The 18,001-nt window shown below is 73.8% G+C and carries 12 protein-coding genes; 4 read left to right on the top strand and 8 right to left on the bottom strand.

Annotated features, from left to right (window positions below):
• Positions 1–4 precede the first annotated feature (4 nt).
• The 5 genes from N4G63_RS18155 to N4G63_RS18135 all read right to left on the bottom strand — a co-directional run bounded on the left by N4G63_RS18155 (position 5) and on the right by N4G63_RS18135 (position 6,477).
• Positions 5–1,342, bottom strand: a complete 1,338-nt coding sequence (locus tag N4G63_RS18155; RefSeq protein ID WP_260787439.1) for a TIGR03862 family flavoprotein — start codon at positions 1,340–1,342, stop codon at positions 5–7.
• 104 nt (positions 1,343–1,446) lie between these two features.
• On the bottom strand, positions 1,447–3,072 hold the full coding sequence (locus N4G63_RS18150) for a DHA2 family efflux MFS transporter permease subunit (protein ID WP_260787440.1): 1,626 nt from the start codon (positions 3,070–3,072) through the stop codon (positions 1,447–1,449).
• Positions 3,073–3,081: 9 nt separating this feature from the next.
• The gene (locus N4G63_RS18145) at positions 3,082–4,461 is read right to left on the bottom strand and encodes an HlyD family secretion protein (protein WP_260787441.1); all 1,380 of its coding nucleotides are present in this window, start codon (positions 4,459–4,461) and stop codon (positions 3,082–3,084) included.
• The gene (locus N4G63_RS18140) at positions 4,458–5,969 is read right to left on the bottom strand and encodes an efflux transporter outer membrane subunit (RefSeq protein ID WP_314600023.1); all 1,512 of its coding nucleotides are present in this window, start codon (positions 5,967–5,969) and stop codon (positions 4,458–4,460) included. Before N4G63_RS18140 ends, N4G63_RS18145 begins: the two co-directional genes overlap by 4 nt.
• Positions 5,970–5,985: 16 nt before the next feature.
• The gene (locus N4G63_RS18135; protein ID WP_314600022.1) at positions 5,986–6,477 is read right to left on the bottom strand and encodes a MarR family winged helix-turn-helix transcriptional regulator; all 492 of its coding nucleotides are present in this window, start codon (positions 6,475–6,477) and stop codon (positions 5,986–5,988) included.
• 366 nt (positions 6,478–6,843) lie between these two features.
• On the opposite strand from N4G63_RS18135, the gene N4G63_RS18130 reads away from it, so the two are divergent.
• Positions 6,844–7,272: a ComEA family DNA-binding protein gene (locus tag N4G63_RS18130; protein WP_260787443.1), complete on the top strand. Its 429-nt coding sequence runs from the start codon at positions 6,844–6,846 to the stop codon at positions 7,270–7,272.
• Positions 7,273–7,484: 212 nt separating this feature from the next.
• A complete protein-coding gene (locus N4G63_RS18125) occupies positions 7,485–11,507 on the top strand; it encodes a response regulator (protein WP_314600021.1) in 4,023 nt (1,340 codons plus the stop codon).
• Positions 11,508–11,523: 16 nt separating this feature from the next.
• Here N4G63_RS18125 and N4G63_RS18120 read toward each other — a convergent pair whose 3' ends face one another.
• Entirely contained in the window at positions 11,524–12,186 is a 663-nt protein-coding gene (locus tag N4G63_RS18120) for a DsbA family oxidoreductase (protein ID WP_260787684.1), read from the bottom strand.
• A gap of 160 nt (positions 12,187–12,346) precedes the next feature.
• On the opposite strand from N4G63_RS18120, the gene N4G63_RS18115 reads away from it, so the two are divergent.
• Complete coding sequence (locus tag N4G63_RS18115; RefSeq protein ID WP_260787444.1) at positions 12,347–13,666, top strand: glycerate kinase type-2 family protein; 1,320 nt, start codon at positions 12,347–12,349, stop codon at positions 13,664–13,666.
• On the opposite strand, the gene N4G63_RS18110 is transcribed toward N4G63_RS18115, so the two are convergent.
• On the bottom strand, positions 13,635–14,936 hold the full coding sequence (locus N4G63_RS18110; RefSeq protein WP_260787445.1) for an acetate/propionate family kinase: 1,302 nt from the start codon (positions 14,934–14,936) through the stop codon (positions 13,635–13,637). The two genes, N4G63_RS18115 and N4G63_RS18110, sit on opposite strands and share 32 nt — an antisense overlap.
• Positions 14,937–15,397: 461 nt before the next feature.
• Between N4G63_RS18110 and N4G63_RS18105 the strand changes: the two genes are divergently transcribed.
• Complete coding sequence (locus tag N4G63_RS18105) at positions 15,398–16,972, top strand: methyl-accepting chemotaxis protein (protein WP_314600020.1); 1,575 nt, start codon at positions 15,398–15,400, stop codon at positions 16,970–16,972.
• Between the two features lie 15 nt (positions 16,973–16,987).
• Here N4G63_RS18105 and N4G63_RS18100 read toward each other — a convergent pair whose 3' ends face one another.
• Entirely contained in the window at positions 16,988–17,995 is a 1,008-nt protein-coding gene (locus tag N4G63_RS18100; protein ID WP_260787447.1) for an SMP-30/gluconolactonase/LRE family protein, read from the bottom strand.
• Between the last annotated feature and the right edge of the window lie 6 nt (positions 17,996–18,001).

The raw sequence follows: 18,001 nt of genomic DNA, 5'->3' as shown, positions 1-18,001 counted from the left end.
TTCGTCAGGCGCCCGCAGCGGACGCGTCGTTGGAGGGTTGGGCCGCCCAGGCCAGCACGCCCTGGCCGGCGGCACGGCCGGTGGCCAGGCAGGCGGTGAGCAGGTAGCCGCCGGTGGGCGCCTCCCAGTCGAGCATCTCGCCGGCGCAGAACACGCCGGGCAGGGCGCGCAGCATCAGCCGGCTGTCCAGCGCGCCCCAGGCCACGCCGCCGGCGGTGCTGATGGCCTCGTCGATCGGCCGCGGCGCACCCAGCACCAGCGGCAGGGCCTTCAGCGCCGCCGCCAGGCGCGGTGCATCGGCCAGGCCATCGGCGCCCAGGCGCTCGTGCAGCAGTGCCAGCTTGAGCCCGGCAATGCCCAGGCGGCTTTTCAGGTGGGTGGCCAGGCTGCGCGGGCCGCGCGGGCGCTGCACCTCGGCCAGCACCTGGTCGGCGCTGTGGTTGGGCAGCAGGTCGAGCAGCAGCGTGGCGCTGCCCTGCGCGGCAATGGCCTCGCGCAGCCGCGCCGAGAAGGCATACACCAGGCTGCCCTCGACCCCGGTGTCGGTGAGCACGAACTCGCCCTGCTGGCGGTGGCTGTGGCCGGCGGCGTCGGTCACGCTGGCGGCCACCGGCTTGACCGGCTGGCCGGCGTAGCGGCTGCGCATGAACTCGCTCCAGCCGATGCGGCCGTCGGCCGCCGGCGCCAGATCGAAGCCGCAGTTGGCGGGCTGCAGCGGCGTGATGGCCACCTCGCGTGCCGCCAGCCAGGGCACCCAGGCGCCATCCGAGCCCAGCCGGGACCAGCTGGCGCCGCCCAGCGCCAGCACGGTGGCCTGCGGCCGGTGCACCTGCTCGCCGGCCGGGGTGGCAAAGCGCAGCGCGCCGGCGCCATCGGCGCCGGGTGCCCAGCCCAGCCAGCGGTGGCGGGTGTGCACCGCCACGCCGGCCGCGCGCAGGCGGTGCAGCCAGGCGCGCAGCAGCGGCGCGGCTTTCATGTCGGCCGGAAACACGCGGCCCGAGCTGCCCACGAAGGTGGCCACGCCCAGCTGCTGCGCCCAGGCGCGCAGCGCGTCGGCGTCGAACTGGCGCACGATGGGCTCGAGCGCCGGGCGCGCCGCGGCATAGCGGCCCAGAAAGGGCTCGAGCGGCTCGCTGTGGGTGAGGTTCAGACCGCCCTTGCCGGCCAGCAGGAACTTGCGGCCCACCGAGGGCAGGGCGTCGAACAGGTCGACCTGCGCGCCCCCGGCGGCCAACACTTCGGCGGCCATCAGCCCGGCGGGGCCGCCGCCGATGACGGCCACGCGCAGGCCGGCACGGCCGGGCGTGAGGGGGGCGGGCGAAGGCAGGGCGGCGTCGGGCATGGGGGCAGGGTTGTACCACCCCCGGGCCTGCCGTGCCGGCCCGGCCGGTTCTGGCGCGTGCCACCGCGTGCCCATTGGCCGCCGCCGGGCGGCCTGCGGCAGGCTCAGTGCGCGCCGCCGGCGTCGGCCGCCGCCGCCCCGGCCAGGCGCCTGGGCCGGGCCAGCCACACCAGCCCCACCAGCGCCAGGAACAGCAGCGACGACAGGTGGAACAGGTCGGTGGCGGCCATCGTGAAGGCCTGCTGGTCGATCAGCCGTGTGAGGGTGGCGCTGGCCTGCTCGGGCGTGAGCCCGGCGGTTTGCAGGCCGCCGAGGGCCTGCAGCGCGGCCGGGTTGCCCTGGTGCACCGCCTCGGCCAGATGGGCGTGGTGCAGCGTGGCACGGCTTTCCCACAGCGTGGTGAACACCGAGGTGCCGATGGCGCCGGCGGTGATGCGCACGAAGTTCGACAGCCCCGAGGCCGCCGGCATCTGCTCGGGCGTGAGGCCGTTGAAGGTGATGGCCTGCAGCGGGATGAAGAAAAACGCCATCGCCGCGCCCTGCAGCACGGTGGGCAGCAGGATGGTCATGAACGGCGCCTGCACGTTGAACTGCGCGCGCATCCACAGCACCAGCGCAAAGCCCAGAAAGGCCACCGTGGCCAGGCGGCGGGGGTCGATGCGGCCGACGTTCTTGCCCACCCACGGCGAGCACACGATGGCCAGCAGGCCCACCGGTGCGGTGGCCCAGCCGGCCCAGGTGGCGGTGTAGCCCATCCACTGCTGCAGCCACAGCGGCAGCAGCACCACGTTGCCGAAGAACAGGCCGTAGCCCACCGACAGCGCCGTGGTGCCGGCCAGGAAGTTGCGTCGCGCAAACAGCCGCAGGTTGACGATGGGGTGGGCCTCGGTCAGCTCCCACACCAGGAAGTAGGCGAAGCCGATGGCCGCCACCAGGGCATAGGCCACGATCTCGGGCGAGGCGAACCAGTCGAGCTCCTTGCCCTTGTCGACCATCAGCTGCAGCGCGCCCACCCACAGCACCAGCAGGCCCAGGCCCAGGCGGTCGAGCGGCACGCGGCGCGGGCCGGGGTCGCGGCTGCGGTAGATGCTCCAGGTGATGGCCGCGGCCAGCAGGCCCACCGGCACGTTGATGTAGAAGATCCAGGGCCAGCTGAAGTTGTCGGTGATCCAGCCGCCCAGCAGCGGCCCGGTGACCGGCGCCACCAGGGTGGTCATGGCCCACATGGCCATCGCCGTGCCGGCCAGCTGCGGCGGGTAGCTGGCCAGCAGCAGGGTCTGCGACAGCGGGATCATCGGCCCGGCCACCAGACCCTGCAGCACGCGAAAGAAGATCAGCGCCTCGATGCTGGGCGCCAGGCCGCACAGCCACGAGGCCAGCACGAACAGCAGCACGCTGGCGGTGAACAGCCGCACCTGGCCAAAACGCTGCGTCAGCCAGCCGGTGAGCGGCACCGCGATGGCGTTGGCCACCGCAAACGAGGTGATGACCCAGGTGCCCTGGCCCGGGCTGACGCCCAGATCGCCGGCAATGGCCGGGATCGACACATTGGCGATCGAGGTGTCGAGCACGTTCATGAAGGTGGCCAGCGACAACGCCACCGTGCCCAGCACGCGCTGGCTGCCGGTGAGCGGCGCAAAGGCCGGCCGCGGCGGGCCGGCCGGCGGCGCTGGCACCGGGGCTGCGGCGCCGCCCGGGGCGGGCGTGGCGGCGGTCAGGCTCTGGCTCATGCGTGTGCCTCAGCCCTTGGCCAGCCGGGCCGGCGCCTTGTCGGCCCGGGCCGGGCCTGCCGCGCCCTGGTTGGCCGCGATGATGCGCTGGATGCGCGTGTCGATGGCCGTGGTGGGCAGGTCGAAGGCCTGGGTGCGGCTGCTGGCGCGCGGCGTGGCGGTGCCGCTGGCGGCCAGCAGCGGCTGGCCCTCGGCGCCGGCCACGTCCACCGTGGCCTCCATCGACAGGCCCACGCGCAGCGGGTGGGCGGCCAGCTCCCTGGCATCGAGCTCGATGCGCACCGGCACGCGCTGCACCACCTTGATCCAGTTGCCGGTGGCGTTTTGCGCCGGCAGCAGCGCAAAGGCCGCGCCGGTGCCGGCGCCCATGCCGGCCACCTTGCCGTGGTACTCGACCTGGCTGCCGTACAGGTCGGCCGTCAGGTGCACCGGCTGGCCGATGCGCATCTGGCGCAGCTGGCCTTCCTTGAAGTTGGCCTCGACCCACACCTGCTCGAGCGGGATCAGGCTCATCAGCGGCGTGCCGGCAGCGATGCGCTGGCCCACCTGCACATTGCGCCGCGCCACCTGGCCGCTCACCGGCGCCGGCAGCTCGGTGCGCTGCTGGGCCAGCCAGGCCTCGCGCACGGCGGTGGCGGCGCGGGCCACGTTGGGGTGGCTGGCCACCTGCGTGCCCTCGGTCAATACGCGGTTGCCGGCGGCCTGCTCGCGGGCAGCGGCCAGGGCTGCCTGCGCTGCCGCCAGGGCGCTCTGGGCGCTGGCCTGGCCGCTGCGTGCGGCGGTGGCGGCCGACTCGGCGTGCTGCAGTTCCTCGCCGCTGACCGCGCCACTGGCCAGCAGCGGCTTGCGGCGCTGCAGGTCGTCCTGGGCGCGGGCCAGGTCGTTTTGCAGGCGGCCCAGCTCGGCCTTCATGCGCGCCACATCGGCCTCGCGTGCCTGGATGGTGGCGTCGAGTGTGGCGTTGTTGGCGTACAGGGTGCGCACTTCGCGCACCGTCTGCGCCAGCTGCGCCTCGGCGCGCTCGAGCGCCACGCGGGCGTCGGCCGCGTCCAGGCGCACCAGGGGCTGGCCGGCCTGGACCACGTCGGTGTCGTCGGCCAGCACGGCCAGCACCGTGCCGCCCACCTGCGGCGTGACCTGCACCACCGGCGCCTGCACATAGGCGTTGTCGGTGGTCTCGTGGTGGCGCTGGGTCAGGGCCCACCAGCTGGCGTAGCCGGCCGCGCCCAGCAGCACGGCGCCGGTCAGCACGATCAGCGCCGGGCGGCGCGGGTTGGCAGGCACCGGCGTGATGGTGGTCGCGGTGGCGGTGGCGTTGGCGGTGGCGGCCGGGGCCGCGGTGGGGGCGGCCGCTGGCGCGGCGGTGCGGGGGGCTTGGTCTTGGCTCATGGGTGTGCGGTGTTCTGGAGTGCGATGCGGGTGTCGGGCGCGGCCTGCCAGCCGCCGCCCAGTGCGCGGGCCAGCGCCACCTGGCTGGCCAGGTGGCGGGCCTGCAGCTCGAGATCGGTGCGGCGCTGGGCCAGCAGGCCCAGCTCGGCGTTGACCACGGCCAGGCGCGTGCCCAGGCCGGCCTGGGCGCGCTGGCGGGCCAAGGCCAGCGCGGCCTCGGCGGCGCTGCTGGCCTCGGCCTGGGCCTGCGTCTGGGCGGCCAGCGACTGCAGGCTGGCCAGCTCGTCGGCCACCTCGCGCAGGGCGCGCAGCAGGGCGCTGTCGTAGCCGGCCACGGCGGCGTCCACCTCGGCGCGGCGGGCGCCCAGGTTGGCGCGCAGCCGGCCGCCATCAAACACCGGCAGACGCAGCGCCGGGCCGATGCCATAGGTTTGCGCACCGGCACTGAGGAAGTTGTCGAGGCTCAGACTCGACAGGCCGACAAAGGCATTGAGGCTGATGTTGGGATAGAACTGGGCGCGTGCCACGTCCACGTCGCGCAGCGCGGCCTCCACGCGCCAGCGCTGCGCCACCAGATCGGCGCGGCGGCCCAGCAGGTCGGCCGGCAGCGCCGCGGGCACGGTCTGCGCGGGCAGGCTGGCCAGGGTGGGGCTCAGCGTGGCCAGGGCGTCGGGGGCCAGGCCGGCCAGCTCGGCCAGCGCGCGCCGGCTGCGGCCGATGGCCTCGTCGCGCTGCGCCAGCTCGAGGCGGGCCTGGGCGATGCCGCCGTCGGCCTGGCGCAGCTCGACCTGCGTGTCGAGCCCGGCGGCCAGGCGCTGGCCCACCAGCTGCTGCAGCTGCAGGCGCAGCGCCAGGCCGTGCTGGGCCAGCGCGCGCTGCTGCAGCTGGCGCGCCAGATCGACCCAGGCCGCGCTCAGGTTGCCGGCCAGCAGCACGCGCGCGGCCTGGGTCTCGGCCTCGGCGGCGCGGGCCTGGCCGATGGCGGCCTCCAGCGCGGCACGCTGGCGGCCGAACAGGTCCAGCTCCCAGCTGCCCGACAGCGTGGCGCTGTTGTTCCAGTAGATGTTGCCGGCCACCGGCGCCGGCACCAGGCCCTTGGCGGTGAAGCGCTGATCGGTCATGTCGATGGCCAGGCTGGCCTGCGGCCCCTGGGCGGCCTCGGCGCTGCCGAGTGCGGCGCGCGCCTGCTGCAGGCGTGCCTGTGCCAGGCGCAGCCCCGGCTGGCCGGCCAGCGCCTGCTGCACCAGGGCATCCAGCGGCGCATCGCCGAAGGCCTGCCACCAGCGCTCGGCGGGCCACGGCGTGGCGCTGCCGGTGGCGCCCAGGGCGGCGGCCGTGACCGGCTGCGCCAGCGGCGCCTGGGCCTGCGGGCCGGGGCTGGCGCAGCCGCCCAGCAGCAGCAGCAAGGCTGCCGCGGCCACCGCGGTGCTGGCGGTGATGAAGGTGAGGCCGCGCGCGCAGCGGCCGGGCGGCGGCGGTGCGGTCTGGGATGAAAAGGACGGGGTCATCGCTGAAAGAGTGGGCTCAGGAGGTGGGGGTGGCCGGCCCGGACAAGGCCTCGCCATTGACCAGCATGCGGTCGAGCAGGCCGCGCAGCTGCTGCCATTCGGCGCTGCTGAAGCCATCGAGGAAGTCGTTGTTCACCGAGGCCAGCACCGGCGGGATCTGCGCGGCGGCGGCGCGGCCGGCCTCGGTGAGCGCCAGCTGCACCACGCGGCGGTCGGTGTCCGAGCGGGTGCGGACCAGCAGGCCCTTGCTCTCCAGGCGGTCGAGCAGACGGGTCACGGCACCGCCGTCGACATCCATCTCGCGTGCCAGCTCGTTGGGCGTGGTGGCACGGCCGGCGTGCAGAAACCACAGCGGCTTCCACTGCGCATCGGTGAGGTCCAGCGCCGCCATGCGCGCGTCGGCCTCGCGGCGCAGCATGGCCACCAGGCGCACCATCTGGTGGGCCACGCTGTCGCCAATGTTGAAGCAGCTGCCGCTGTACAGCGGGCGGGTGCGGCGGTTGGGCATGGTGGCGTCGGATTCCGTTGCTGGATCAATAGTTGACTAGGCAAATTATGCCACGGCATCAAATACCCGGGCGTGATGGGCTTGGCGCCGCCCACGCTGGTCTGCGGGCCAGCGGTTCTTCCGGGCCAGGGTGGGAGGGCGGGGGGGGGGGGAGGATGTCCACGGCGCGCATCACCCAAGCGGGGGTGGCCCCGGGGGCCCTCCGCGGGCCCCACCGCAGGGGGAGTGCGGGCGCCGGGCCGTGTTCGCAGAATTCAACCCAGCCCCTTGCGATGTGCCCGAACCGGCGCAGGCAGCGGGCCCCGCCTGGCCAGGCCAACCCACTCCCGTGAACCCGCCATGCAACCCATCTGGAAGGAAACCATCATGTCGATCCATCAACACATCGCCCGCCTGCTGCTGGCCGCCGTGACCGCACTGACCACGCTGGCCACGCCGGCGCTGGCCGAGGTGGAGGCCAACCGCGCCAGCCAGGCCGAGCTGGAGACCGTGAAGGGCATCGGGCCGGCGCTGTCGGGCAAGATCCTGGCGGCCCGTGAGCGCGGCGCCTTCAAGGACTGGACCGATCTGCAGGAGCGCGTGGCCGGCATCGGCAGCGGCAACTCGGCCCGCTTCTCGCAAGCCGGGCTCACGGTGGCCGGCAGCGGCTTCGCCGGCCTGGCCGAGGCCGCGCCGCGCGCCGGCACGGCGACGGCCCCGCGCGGCGCGGGCGGCAAGACCGACAAGACCGGCAAGGCCGACAAGGCCGACAAGGCCGACAAGGCACGCAAGGGCGAAGCCGCGACCCGGCCCTGAACCTGGCCAACCCGGCCCCGCCCCGCCCAGCGCAGCGCAGCAATGGCCGCTGCGCTGGCGCGTCAGGCCCCTGCCGCGGCCAGGCGTCGGGCGGCCGCCCGCGCCCATCCGCACCCGGCCCGTCGTGCCCGGGCTCTCCCCAGGGCGGCGGGGCCTGACTTGTCCCCCACAATCGGCGCCAGCCCAATCAAAACCGGGAAGACGGCGCCACGATGTCCGGGGATACCGATTTGCTGCCGGCTGGCAGCCGGCAGCAGCCGGGCCAGCCTTCCGGCCCGGCGCTGCGCACGCTGGTCACGCGCATCATCTGGGGCGTGCTGCTGCCGCTGGTGCTGCTGGCCAGCTGGCTGGCGGTGGACCGGGTGCGCGAGGTCTGGCGCCGCCAGGCGCTGGATGCCCAGGGCCTGGCCAACGCCATCGCCGCGGGCATGGATGTGGCCATGCAGTTGCGCATGGACACGCTCAAGACGCTGGCCGCCTCGCCGCTGCTCGACTCGCCGGGCGACCTGCCGGCCTTTCACCGCAATGCCCAGGGTTTTGTCGCGGCCCATGGCAGCCAGCTGCTGGTGGTAGGCGCCGACGGCACGGTGCAGCTCAACTCGCGCCTGCCGCCCGGCGCGCCGCTGCCGCCGCTGCTGCGCCCCGCCGGCCGCGCCGCCGTGCCCGAGGCCCTGCGCAGCGGCCGGCCGGCCACGGGCGATCTGGTTCACGCGCCGGCGCTCGGGGCCACCATCTTTGCAATTGCCGTGCCGGTGACGCGCGGTGCCAAGACCGAACGCCTGCTGGTCACCACGGTGGACGTGCGCCAGCTCCAGGCGCGGCTGGATCAGCGCGCACTGCCCGAGGGCTGGTCCGTGACCATCCACGACAGTGTCGGCGCCGTGGTGGCACAGCGCCCGCAGGGCGTGGCGGCCCCGCCATGGGCTCCGGCCAGCGCCGCGGTGGCGGCGCAGAGCGGGCGCTACACCGCCGCGCTGCGGCAGGCACCCTGGCAGGTGGCGGTGGTGGTGCCGGCCGCGGTGTCGCGCGCGCCCCTGCTGGCGGCCAGCGTCACGCTGGCCGCCCTGCTGCTGGGCGCCACGCTGGCCGGCCTGCTGGGCGGGCGCCTGGCCAGCCGCCGGCTCACCCGGGGCCTGGCGGTGCTGACCGGCGAGATCCCGGCGCTGCCCGGCGGTGCGCGCCATGAGATCCACGAGATCGCCCGCGTGCAGCAGCGCCTGGACGAGACCGCCCTGGCCCGCGACCACGCCGCCCAGACCCTGCGCCAGGGCGAGCAGCGTTTTCGCGGCCTGTTCGAGAACTCGCCGCTGCCGCAGGCGCTGGTTTCAAGCGATGGCCGCGTGCTGGCGGTCAACGGGCGCTTTACCGAGGTGTTCGGCTACACCCGCGACGACGCCGCCACGGTGGACGACTGGGCGCGCCAGGCCTACCCCGATCCCGACCTGCGCGCCAGCATGGCGCGGCGGCGCGCGCGGGCGGTCGAGCAGGCGGCCACGCAGGGCCGCGTGGGCGGCATCAACGAGTTTCCGGTGCGCTGCAAGGACGGCAGCGAGCGCATCGCCGTCAGCGAGATCGTGGCCATCGGCGACGACCGCCTGCTGACCCTGCAGGACGTGACCCAGCGCGTGCACGCCGAGCGCTCGCTGCGCAAGCTCTCGCTGGCGGTGGAGCAAAGCCCCGAGAGCATCGTCATCACCGACCTGCAGGCCCATGTCGAGTATGTCAACGAGGCCTTCGTGCGCACCACCGGCTACAGCCGCGACGAGGTGCAGGGCCGCAACCTGCGCATGCTGCAGTCGGGCCAGACGCCGCAGGAAACCTATCAGTCCATGTGGGCGACTCTGGGTGATGGCCAGGCCTGGCAGGGCGAGTGGATCAACCGGCGGCGCGACGGCAGCAGCTATGTCGAGTACGCCATCGTCTCGCCGCTGCGCGACCTGGATGGCGACATCGTCAACTACGTCGCGGTGCAGGAGGACATCACCGAGAAAAAGCGCATCGGCCTCGAGCTCGAGCAGCACCGCCACCACCTCGAAACCCTGGTGGCCAGCCGCACCGTCGAGCTGGAGGCGGCGCGCGCCAGCGCCGAGGCGGCCAGCCGCGCCAAGAGCGCCTTCCTGGCCAACATGAGCCACGAGATCCGCACGCCGATGAACGCCATCATCGGCCTCACCCACCTGATGCGGCGCGAGGCCCGCGACACCCTGCAGCGCGAGCGCCTGGCCAAGGTGGGCGGTGCCGCGCGGCACCTGCTGCAGCTGATCAACGACGTGCTCGACCTGTCCAAGATCGAGGCCGGCAAGATGAGCCTGGACGACACCGAGTTCGCGCTCGACGAGCTGCTGTCGGGCGTGTTCGAGATGGTCGGCGATGCGGCGCGCAGCAAGGGCCTGGAGCTGGTGCTCGACACCGACCACCTGCCGGCGCGGCTGCGCGGCGACCCGGTGCGCCTGTCGCAGGCGTTGATCAACCTGCTGAGCAATGCGGTCAAGTTCACCGCCAGCGGCTGGGTCAAGCTGCGCGGCGAGCTGCTGGCCGAGCGCGGCCCGCGGCTGCAGCTGCGCTTCGAGGTGCAGGACACCGGCGAAGGCATCGCCGCCGAGCGCCAGGCGGCGCTGTTCAACGCCTTCGAGCAGGCCGACAACTCGATCACCCGCCGCCACGGTGGTTCGGGCCTGGGCCTGGCCCTGACCCGCCATCTGGCGCAGATGATGGGTGGCGACGTGGGCCTGCACAGCACGCCGGGCGTCGGCAGCCGCTTCTGGTTCACCGCCGAGCTGGGCCGCGCCGCCGAGGCCGGCGACCAGGCGGCGCCGGTGGCGCTGGCGGGCCTGCGGGCGCTGCTGGTCGATGACCTGGCCGAGGCCCGCCAGGCCATCACCGACCAGCTGCAGATGCTGGGCCTGAGCGTGCGCGCCGAGCCCGGCGGCGAGCAGGCCCTGCATTGCCTGGACGCCGAGATGGCTGCCGCACGGCCCTTCGACCTGCTGCTGATCGACTGGCGCATGGCGCCGCTGGACGGCATCACCACGCTCGAGCGGGCCCGCGCGCTGCTGGGCGACGGCCTGCCGCCCGCCATCCTGGTGACCGCCTTCGACGACGCGGTGATGTGGGCCCAGGCGCGCGCCGCCAACTTTGATGCCATCCTGCTCAAGCCGATCACGCCCTCGAGCCTGAACGACACGCTGGCCCGCGTGCTGCGCCACCGCGGCTTTGCGCTGCCGGTGGTGCCTGAGACCGGCGGCATGGCGGCCGAGACCATGCTGCGCAGTCGCCACGCCGGCCAGCGCGTGCTGCTGGTCGAGGACAACCCGACCAACCAGGAGGTGGCCGACGAACTGCTGCGCGCCGTGGGCATGGTGGTCGAGACGGCCGACGACGGCGCGCTGGCGCTGGACATGGCCGGCAGCCGGCCCTACGACCTGGTGCTGATGGACGTGCAGATGCCGGTGATGGACGGCCTGGCCGCCACCCGCGCGATCCGTGCGCAGCTGGGACGCGGCCTGCCGATCGTGGCCATGACCGCCAATGCCTTCGGTGAAGACCGCCGCCTGTGCCTGGACGCCGGCATGAACGACCACGTGGCCAAGCCGGTCGACCCGCAGCGCCTGTACGCCACGCTGCTGCGCTGGCTGCCGCTGCGCAACCCGACCGGGCAAGACGCCGCGGCCGGGCCGGCCCCCGGCGGGCCGGCGGCCGCGCCAGCCCACCCGCCGGCCGAGCCGGGGTCGGCCACGCCGCAGGGGGCTGCGCTGCACCCGGCACTGGCCGAGCGCCTGCTGGGGGTGGCCGGCTTCGATCTCGATCTGGCGCTGCACCACGTGGGCGGCTCGAGCGAGATCCTCGAGCGCATGCTGCGGCGCTTTGTGGCCAGCTACCGCGGCGGCGCACCGGTGCTGGGCCAGCCACCGCAGCCCGACACGCTGCCCGCCTGGCGCACCGCCTGCCACTCGCTGCGCGGCGCCTGCGGCACGGTGGGCGCGCGCCAGCTGGTCGAGCGCCTGCAGGCGGTGGAACAGCGGGCCGACCTGGCCCTGGCCCTGCTCGACCGGCACGGCGAGGGGCAGGGTGGCGAGCAAGGTGACGTGCAGGGCAGCGAGCAGGGCGCCGAGCTCAGTGCGTTGCCGGCCGCGCTGGCCAGCCTGGCCGATGAAGGCGCGCAGATCGACCACGCGCTGCGCCTGCTGGCCGAGCGCATGGCGGTTGCGCTCGAAGGCGGCGCGCCGGCCGTGTGAGCAGCCGCGCCGCGGCTCAGCACATGGTGCTGCTGGAGGCGGCGATCTGGCGCAGTGCCTGCTCGAAGACCTCGGGCGGCTGGCCGCCCGACACCAGATACTGGCCCTCGATCACCACCGCCGGCACCGACTGGATGCCGGCCTTCAGCCAGCGCTGGGCGGCCTGGCGCACCGCGTCGGCGTGTTCGCCGCTGGCCAGCACCGCGGCGGCCGCGGTGGCGTCAAGCCCGGCCTCGCCGGCCACGGCGGCCAGCGTGGCCGCATCGGACGGGTCGCGCCCGTCGGTGTGATAGGCCTTCAGCAGCGCCTGCTTCAGCGCCAGCTGCTCACGCGCGCCCAGCAGGCCGGCCCAGTGCAGCAGGCGGTGGGCGTCGAAGGTGTTGACGATGCGCGTGCGCTTGCCCACGCCGAACTCGAAACCCAGTGCCGCCCCGCGCTGGCGGATGGCCTCGGCATTGGCCGCCACCTGTTCGGGGCCGATGCCGTACTTGCGCGTCAGGTGGGCCACGATCTCCTCGCCCTCGGCCGGCATCTGCGGGTTCAGCTCGAAGGGCTGGAAGCTGATCTCGGCATGCACCTCGGGCGCCAGCCGCGCCAGCGCCTGCTGCAGCGAGGCCAGGCCCACCGCACACCAGGGGCACACCACGTCGGAGACGAAATCGATGTGCAGGGTGGTCATGGGCGATCCTCCGTGGCGGTGGTTTGGCAGCGTGGCGCCCAGTGTAGGGGCGGTGGGCGGTGGGCGCGGTGCCGCCCAGCTGCAAGCCCGCAGGGCGGGTCGGGCTGAATGCCCGCGGCGGACAGCGGGCCGCCGCCGGCCTTGCCGGCACAATCATGTGATGAATGCCGCCATCCCGACCGACGACGCCCAGGCGCGCGCCCTGCTGCGCACGCTGTTCGATGCTGCCGTGGCCCGTGCCCAGCCGGCCCAGGTGATGGGCGGCTTCCTGCCGGTGCCGCCCGATCCGGCGCGCGGCCGCACGCTGGTGCTGGGCGCCGGCAAGGCCGGCGGCGCCATGGCCGCGGCGGTGGATGCGCTGTGGCCGGCCGATGCGCCGCTGTCGGGCCTGGTGATCACGCGCTACGGCCATGTGCCGCCGGCCTGTGCGGCACGCCCTGGCCGCATCGCCGTGGTGGAGGCCGCGCACCCGGTGCCCGACGCCGCCGGCCTGGCCGCCAGCGCCCGCCTGATGGCGCTGACCCAGGGCCTCACCGAGCACGACCTGGTGCTGTGCCTGATCTCCGGCGGCGGCTCGGCCCTGCTCACCCAGCCGGCGGCCGGCCTCACGCTGGCCGACAAGCAGGCGCTGAACAAGGCCTTGCTGAACAGCGGTGCGGCCATCGACGAGATGAACACCGTGCGCAAGCACCTCAGCGCCGTCAAGGGCGGCCGCCTGGCGGCGCTGTGCGCACCGGCACGGGTGGTGACGCTGCTGATCAGCGACGTGCCGGGCGACGAGCCGGCGGTCATCGCCAGTGGCCCCACGGTGCCCGACGCCAGCACCTGCGCCGACGCGCTGGCCATCCTGGACCGCTACGGTATCGCGCTGCCGCCGGCGGCCCGCGCCGGGCTGGAGAGTGCGGCGTTTGAAAGCCCCAAGCCCGGCGATGCCTGCTTTGCACGCGGCTCGGTGGCGCTGATCGCCACGCCGCGCCAGAGCCTGCAGGCGGCGGCCGAGGCGGCGCGCGCCGCCGGCCTGGCCGCGCATGTGCTGGGCGACGACCTGGAGGGCGAGAGCCGCTGCGTGGGCCAGGTGCACGCGGCACTGGCGCGCAGCGTGGCGCGCCACGGCGAGCCGTTTGCGCGGCCCTGCGTGATCCTGTCGGGTGGCGAGACCACGGTCACCGTGCGCCATGCCCGGCCCGGGCGCGGCGGGCGGGCGGGCGAGTTCCTGCTGGGCGCGGCGCTGGCGCTGCAGGGCCAGGCGGGCGTGTGGGCGCTGGCGGCCGACACCGACGGCATCGACGGCGTGGAAGACAACGCCGGCGCCCTGGTCACGCCCGACACGCTGGCCCGGGCCGCGGCCGCCGGCCTGACGCCGGGCGACAGCCTGGCCCGGCACGACGCCTACGGCTTTTTCAGCGCGCTGGGCGATCTGGTGCACACCGGGCCCACCTTCACCAACGTCAACGACTTTCGCGCGCTGCTGGTGCTGTAGGCGCGGCGGCCGCGGGCCGGCGGCCCAGTGCGGCGGTGCGCAGGGTCTGCTGGGCGATCATGCCCTCCTCGTTGGTGGGCAGGCGCAGGCACAGCACCGGTGAATCGTCGCTGGAGATCACGGTGGCGCCGGCGCGGTTGCGCGCCGCATCGAGCCGGATGCCCAGCCAGCCCATGCCCTCGAGCACGCGTTCGCGGATCAGCGCCGAGTTCTCGCCGATGCCGCCGGTGAAGACCACCGCGTCCAGGCCCTGCAGCACCGCAGCCAGGCCGCCCAGCTCGCGGCGGATGCGGAACACGAAGTAGTCGATGGCCTGCGCGGCCTCGGGCGTGCCGGCCGCCTCGAGCGTGCGCATGTCGTGCGACAGCCCGCCCGACAAGCCCTTGAGCCCCGACTGCTTGTAGAGCAGGTCGGCCACCTGGTCGGCGTCCAGGCCCTCGTGCTGCATCAGGTACAGCAGCACGCCGGGGTCGATCTGGCCGCAGCGGGTGCCCATCGGCAGGCCGTCCAGGGCCGAGAAGCCCATCGTCGAGGCCACCGAGCGCCCGCCCTGCAGCGCGCACATCGAGGCGCCGTTGCCCAGGTGGGCCACCACCACGCGCCCGGCATGCTGCTGCGCATGCTGCTCGGCCAGGCGCTGCGCGATGTACTCGTAGGACAGGCCGTGAAAGCCGTAGCGCCGCACGCCGGCGTCAAAAAAGCGGCGCGGCAGCGCGAAGCAGTCGTTGACGAAGGGGTGGTGGCGGTGGAACGCGGTGTCAAAGCAGGCCACCTGCGGCACCGCGCCAAAGGCCTGGCGCGCCGCGGCCACGCCGGCCAGGTTGTGCGGCTGGTGCAGCGGCGCCAGCGGCACCAGCGCCTGCAGGCGGGCCACCACGGCGTCGGTCAGCAGCACCGGCTCGGCATGGTGCAGGCCGCCGTGCACCACCCGGTGGCCCACCGCCACCACCGCGCGGCCGGGCACCTGCCGGCGCAGCCAGTCGATCAGCCACCGCAGCGCGGCGCCGGCATCGGCCGGGGCGCTGGCGGCCGGCCACTGCTCGTGGGCATCGAGCGTGCCGTCGGCGCTGCGCGCCTGAAAGCGCACCGCGCCGCCCAGGCCGTCGATCTGGCCGCTGAGCAGCAGCTGCAGGCCGTCGGCATGCGGCAGGCCGCTTTCGTCGAGCGCGTCGAACAGCGCGAACTTCAGCGACGAGGAGCCGCTGTTGAGCGTCAGCAGCGCGTCGTCGCCGGCATAGGCGCCGGCCAGCGGCGGGATCACGGGATTCATGGGCCTGTCAACTCCAGTTGCGGTGCCGGCACCTGCCGGTTCAGCGGGTGTGCAAAGCCGGTGCGCCGGGGCCGCCCAGCCGCCCGGCGCACACGCGCCGCCCCATCCTGGGCGCACGCCTTGACAGCCGCGTGTCAATTTTTGCTGCACTGCAATATGAAGCATATCGCTGATCAACCGCGCGCTGGCGCGCCGGGTGCGGCGCCGGTCTTTGCCCATCAGCGCCGCGCCTCGGCGGCTGCGCCCTGCGGTCGCAGGCCGCCAAAAGCCCGGGGCGGCGCATGCAATCCGCCAGGCGCGCAGTTTTTATCAATTTTGAACTGGCCTGCCGGCCGGGCACTCCTCAAGCGATTGCAGCGCCACGCCGAAATGCCCAATGCCGCCAGGTCATGCGGGGGTGTACGCAAGCACCGTCGTCTGGCCGTTCATTGAATCCGTCGTTCGAACAGGAAGCTTCACCGATGAATGCCTTTGCCCGCCTCGGCATTGCCCAACGCCTCTACCTCGTGGTGACCGCCGTCGCGCTGGCGCTGCTGGCGGTGGCCTTCTTCGCCTCGACCGATTTGCGCGGCATCGGCCGCGAAACCGAGCGCATTGCCGCGCAGCGCGTGCCGCAGCTCGAACGGGTGGCCGAGCTCGAGCTCAATGTCACCCGCACCTCGCTGCAGCTGCGCCACGCCATGCTGGCGCGCACGCCGCAGGAGCGCGAGGCCACGCTGGCCCAGATCGGCGAGCTGCGCCAGCACATCGACAAGGGCGCGGCGGCCTATGCCAAGGCCGCCATCGACGACGAGGAGCGCCGGCGCTCGGCCGACGTCGCCACGCAGCTGAGCAGCTTCTGGCAGGTGGGGGCTGCCAACCTCGAGCTGGTGAAGAAGGGCGACACCGCGGCGGCCTTCGGCTTCCTGGTCGACAAGACGATTCCGGCCCGCAACCAGGTGCTGGCCTCGCTGGAAGCGGCCAACAAGTTCCATGTGCGCACGCTGCAGGCCGACGTGGCGGAAGTGCAGCGCGAAGGCCAGCGCACGATGGTGCTGCTGGTGAGCCTGGTGGTCGGCGTGGTGCTGGTGCTGGCGGTGTTCTGCTGGTACGTGACGCGGGCGCTGACCCAGCGGGTGAGCCTGGCGCGCGAGGTCACGGCCCGGGTGCGCGACGGCGACTTCACCCAGCCGGTGCACGACGACGGCCACGACGAGTTCAGCCCGCTGCTGAGCGCGCTGGGCGAGATGCAGACCGCGCTGAGCAATGTGGTGGGCACCGTGCGCACCAATGCCGAGAGCGTGGCCACCGCCAGCGCCGAGATCTCGCAGGGCAACAACGACCTGAGCCAGCGCACCGAAGAGCAGGCCAGCGCGCTGGAGCAGACCGCCGCCACGATGGACCAGCTGGGTTCCACCGTGCGCCAGAACGCCGAAAACGCCAGCCAGGCCAACCAGCTGGCGCAAAGCGCGTCCACCGTGGCCGGCGAAGGCGGCCAGGTGGTGGATGCGGTGGTGCAGACGATGAAGGGCATCAACGACAGCTCGCGCCGCATTGCCGACATCATCGGCGTGATCGACGGCATCGCCTTCCAGACCAACATCCTGGCGCTGAACGCCGCGGTGGAAGCCGCCCGCGCCGGTGAGCAGGGCCGCGGCTTCGCGGTGGTGGCCGGCGAGGTGCGCAACCTGGCCCAGCGCAGCGCCGAGGCCGCCAAGGAGATCAAGAGCCTGATCACCGCCAGCGTCGAGCAGGTGGAGCAGGGCACGCAGCTGGCCGACAAGGCCGGCCACACGATGACCCAGATCGTCAGCTCGATCCGCCGCGTGACCGACATCATGGGCGAGATCTCGTCGGCCAGCGCCGAGCAGAGCAGCGGCGTCTCGCAGGTGGGCGATGCCGTGGGCCAGATGGACCAGGCCACCCAGCAGAACGCCGCGCTGGTGGAGCAGAGCGCAGCCGCCGCCGAGAGCCTCAAGACCCAGGCCCAGCAACTGCTGCACGCGGTGTCGGGCTTCAAGCTGGCCGGCCAGGCCGGCCGAACCCTGCACGCCTGACGGCCTGACGACCTGTCAGGCCGCGCCCTGGGTGTTGAGCGCCAGCGTGTACAGCGAGTGGCTGGCGGCCATGAACAGCCGGTTGCGCCGCTCGCCGCCAAAACACAGGTTGGCGCAGCGCTCGGGCAGGTGGATGTGGCCGATGGGCCGGCCGTCGCGGTCGTAGCAACGCACGCCGTCGAGGCCGGCGCTGGCCGCGCCGGGGCTGCCGTCGGAGCCCAGACCGGCCCAGATGCGCCCGTCCACATCGACCGCGATGCCGTCGAAGGCGCCGGGGCCGTCGGCGTCGATGTGCAGACGCTTGTTGCCGAGCGCACCGCCCGGCCCGACATCCCATGCCCAGATCTTGCGCGTGGGCGTGGCCCGGCTTTCCACCACGTAGAGCACGCGCTCGTCAGGGCTGAAGGCCAGGCCGTTGGGGCCGGCCGGCTCGGTGATCGGGCAGCTCAGGTGGCCGCTGGCGGCGTCGATGCGGTACACGCCCTGGTGCGGCGCCGGCGTGCCGGGCTCGCCCTCCCACCAGCCGTGGATGCCGAACTCGGGGTCGGTGAACCACACCGTGCCGTCGCGCTGGCAGACGATGTCGTTGGGCGAGTTCAGCCGAGGGCCGCCCGGCGTGCCGTCGATGGTGGCGGCCAGCACGGTGATGCGGCCGTCGTGTTCGGTGCGCGTCACACGGCGGGTGTGGTGCTCGCAGGCCAGCAGCCGGCCCTGGGCATCGCGTGCCAGGCCGTTGGCATGCTGGGATGGGGTGCGAAACGGCGTCACCGCGCCGGTGGCGGCGTCCCAGCGCAGGATGCGGTTGTTGGGGATGTCGCTCCACAGCAGGCAGCGGTGGTCGCCAAACCACTGCGGCCCCTCGGCCCAGCGGCAGCCACTGGCCAGCTGCTCGACCCCGCTGCTGTAGACCCGCAGCGCCGCAAAGCCGGGGTGCAGCAGCTCGATGGCGGGGTCGGGGTAGCGCGTGCTGGGCACAAAGGGCACGGCCGGGCCGTGCTGCAGGCTGAGCGGGGGCGTGGTCATCGTGGC

Source organism: Aquabacterium sp. OR-4 (assembly GCF_025290835.2).
GTDB lineage: Bacteria > Pseudomonadota > Gammaproteobacteria > Burkholderiales > Burkholderiaceae_C > Pseudaquabacterium.
The sequence above is the reverse complement of the archived record's forward strand: the minus strand, read 5'-3'. Positions and strand labels throughout refer to the sequence as shown.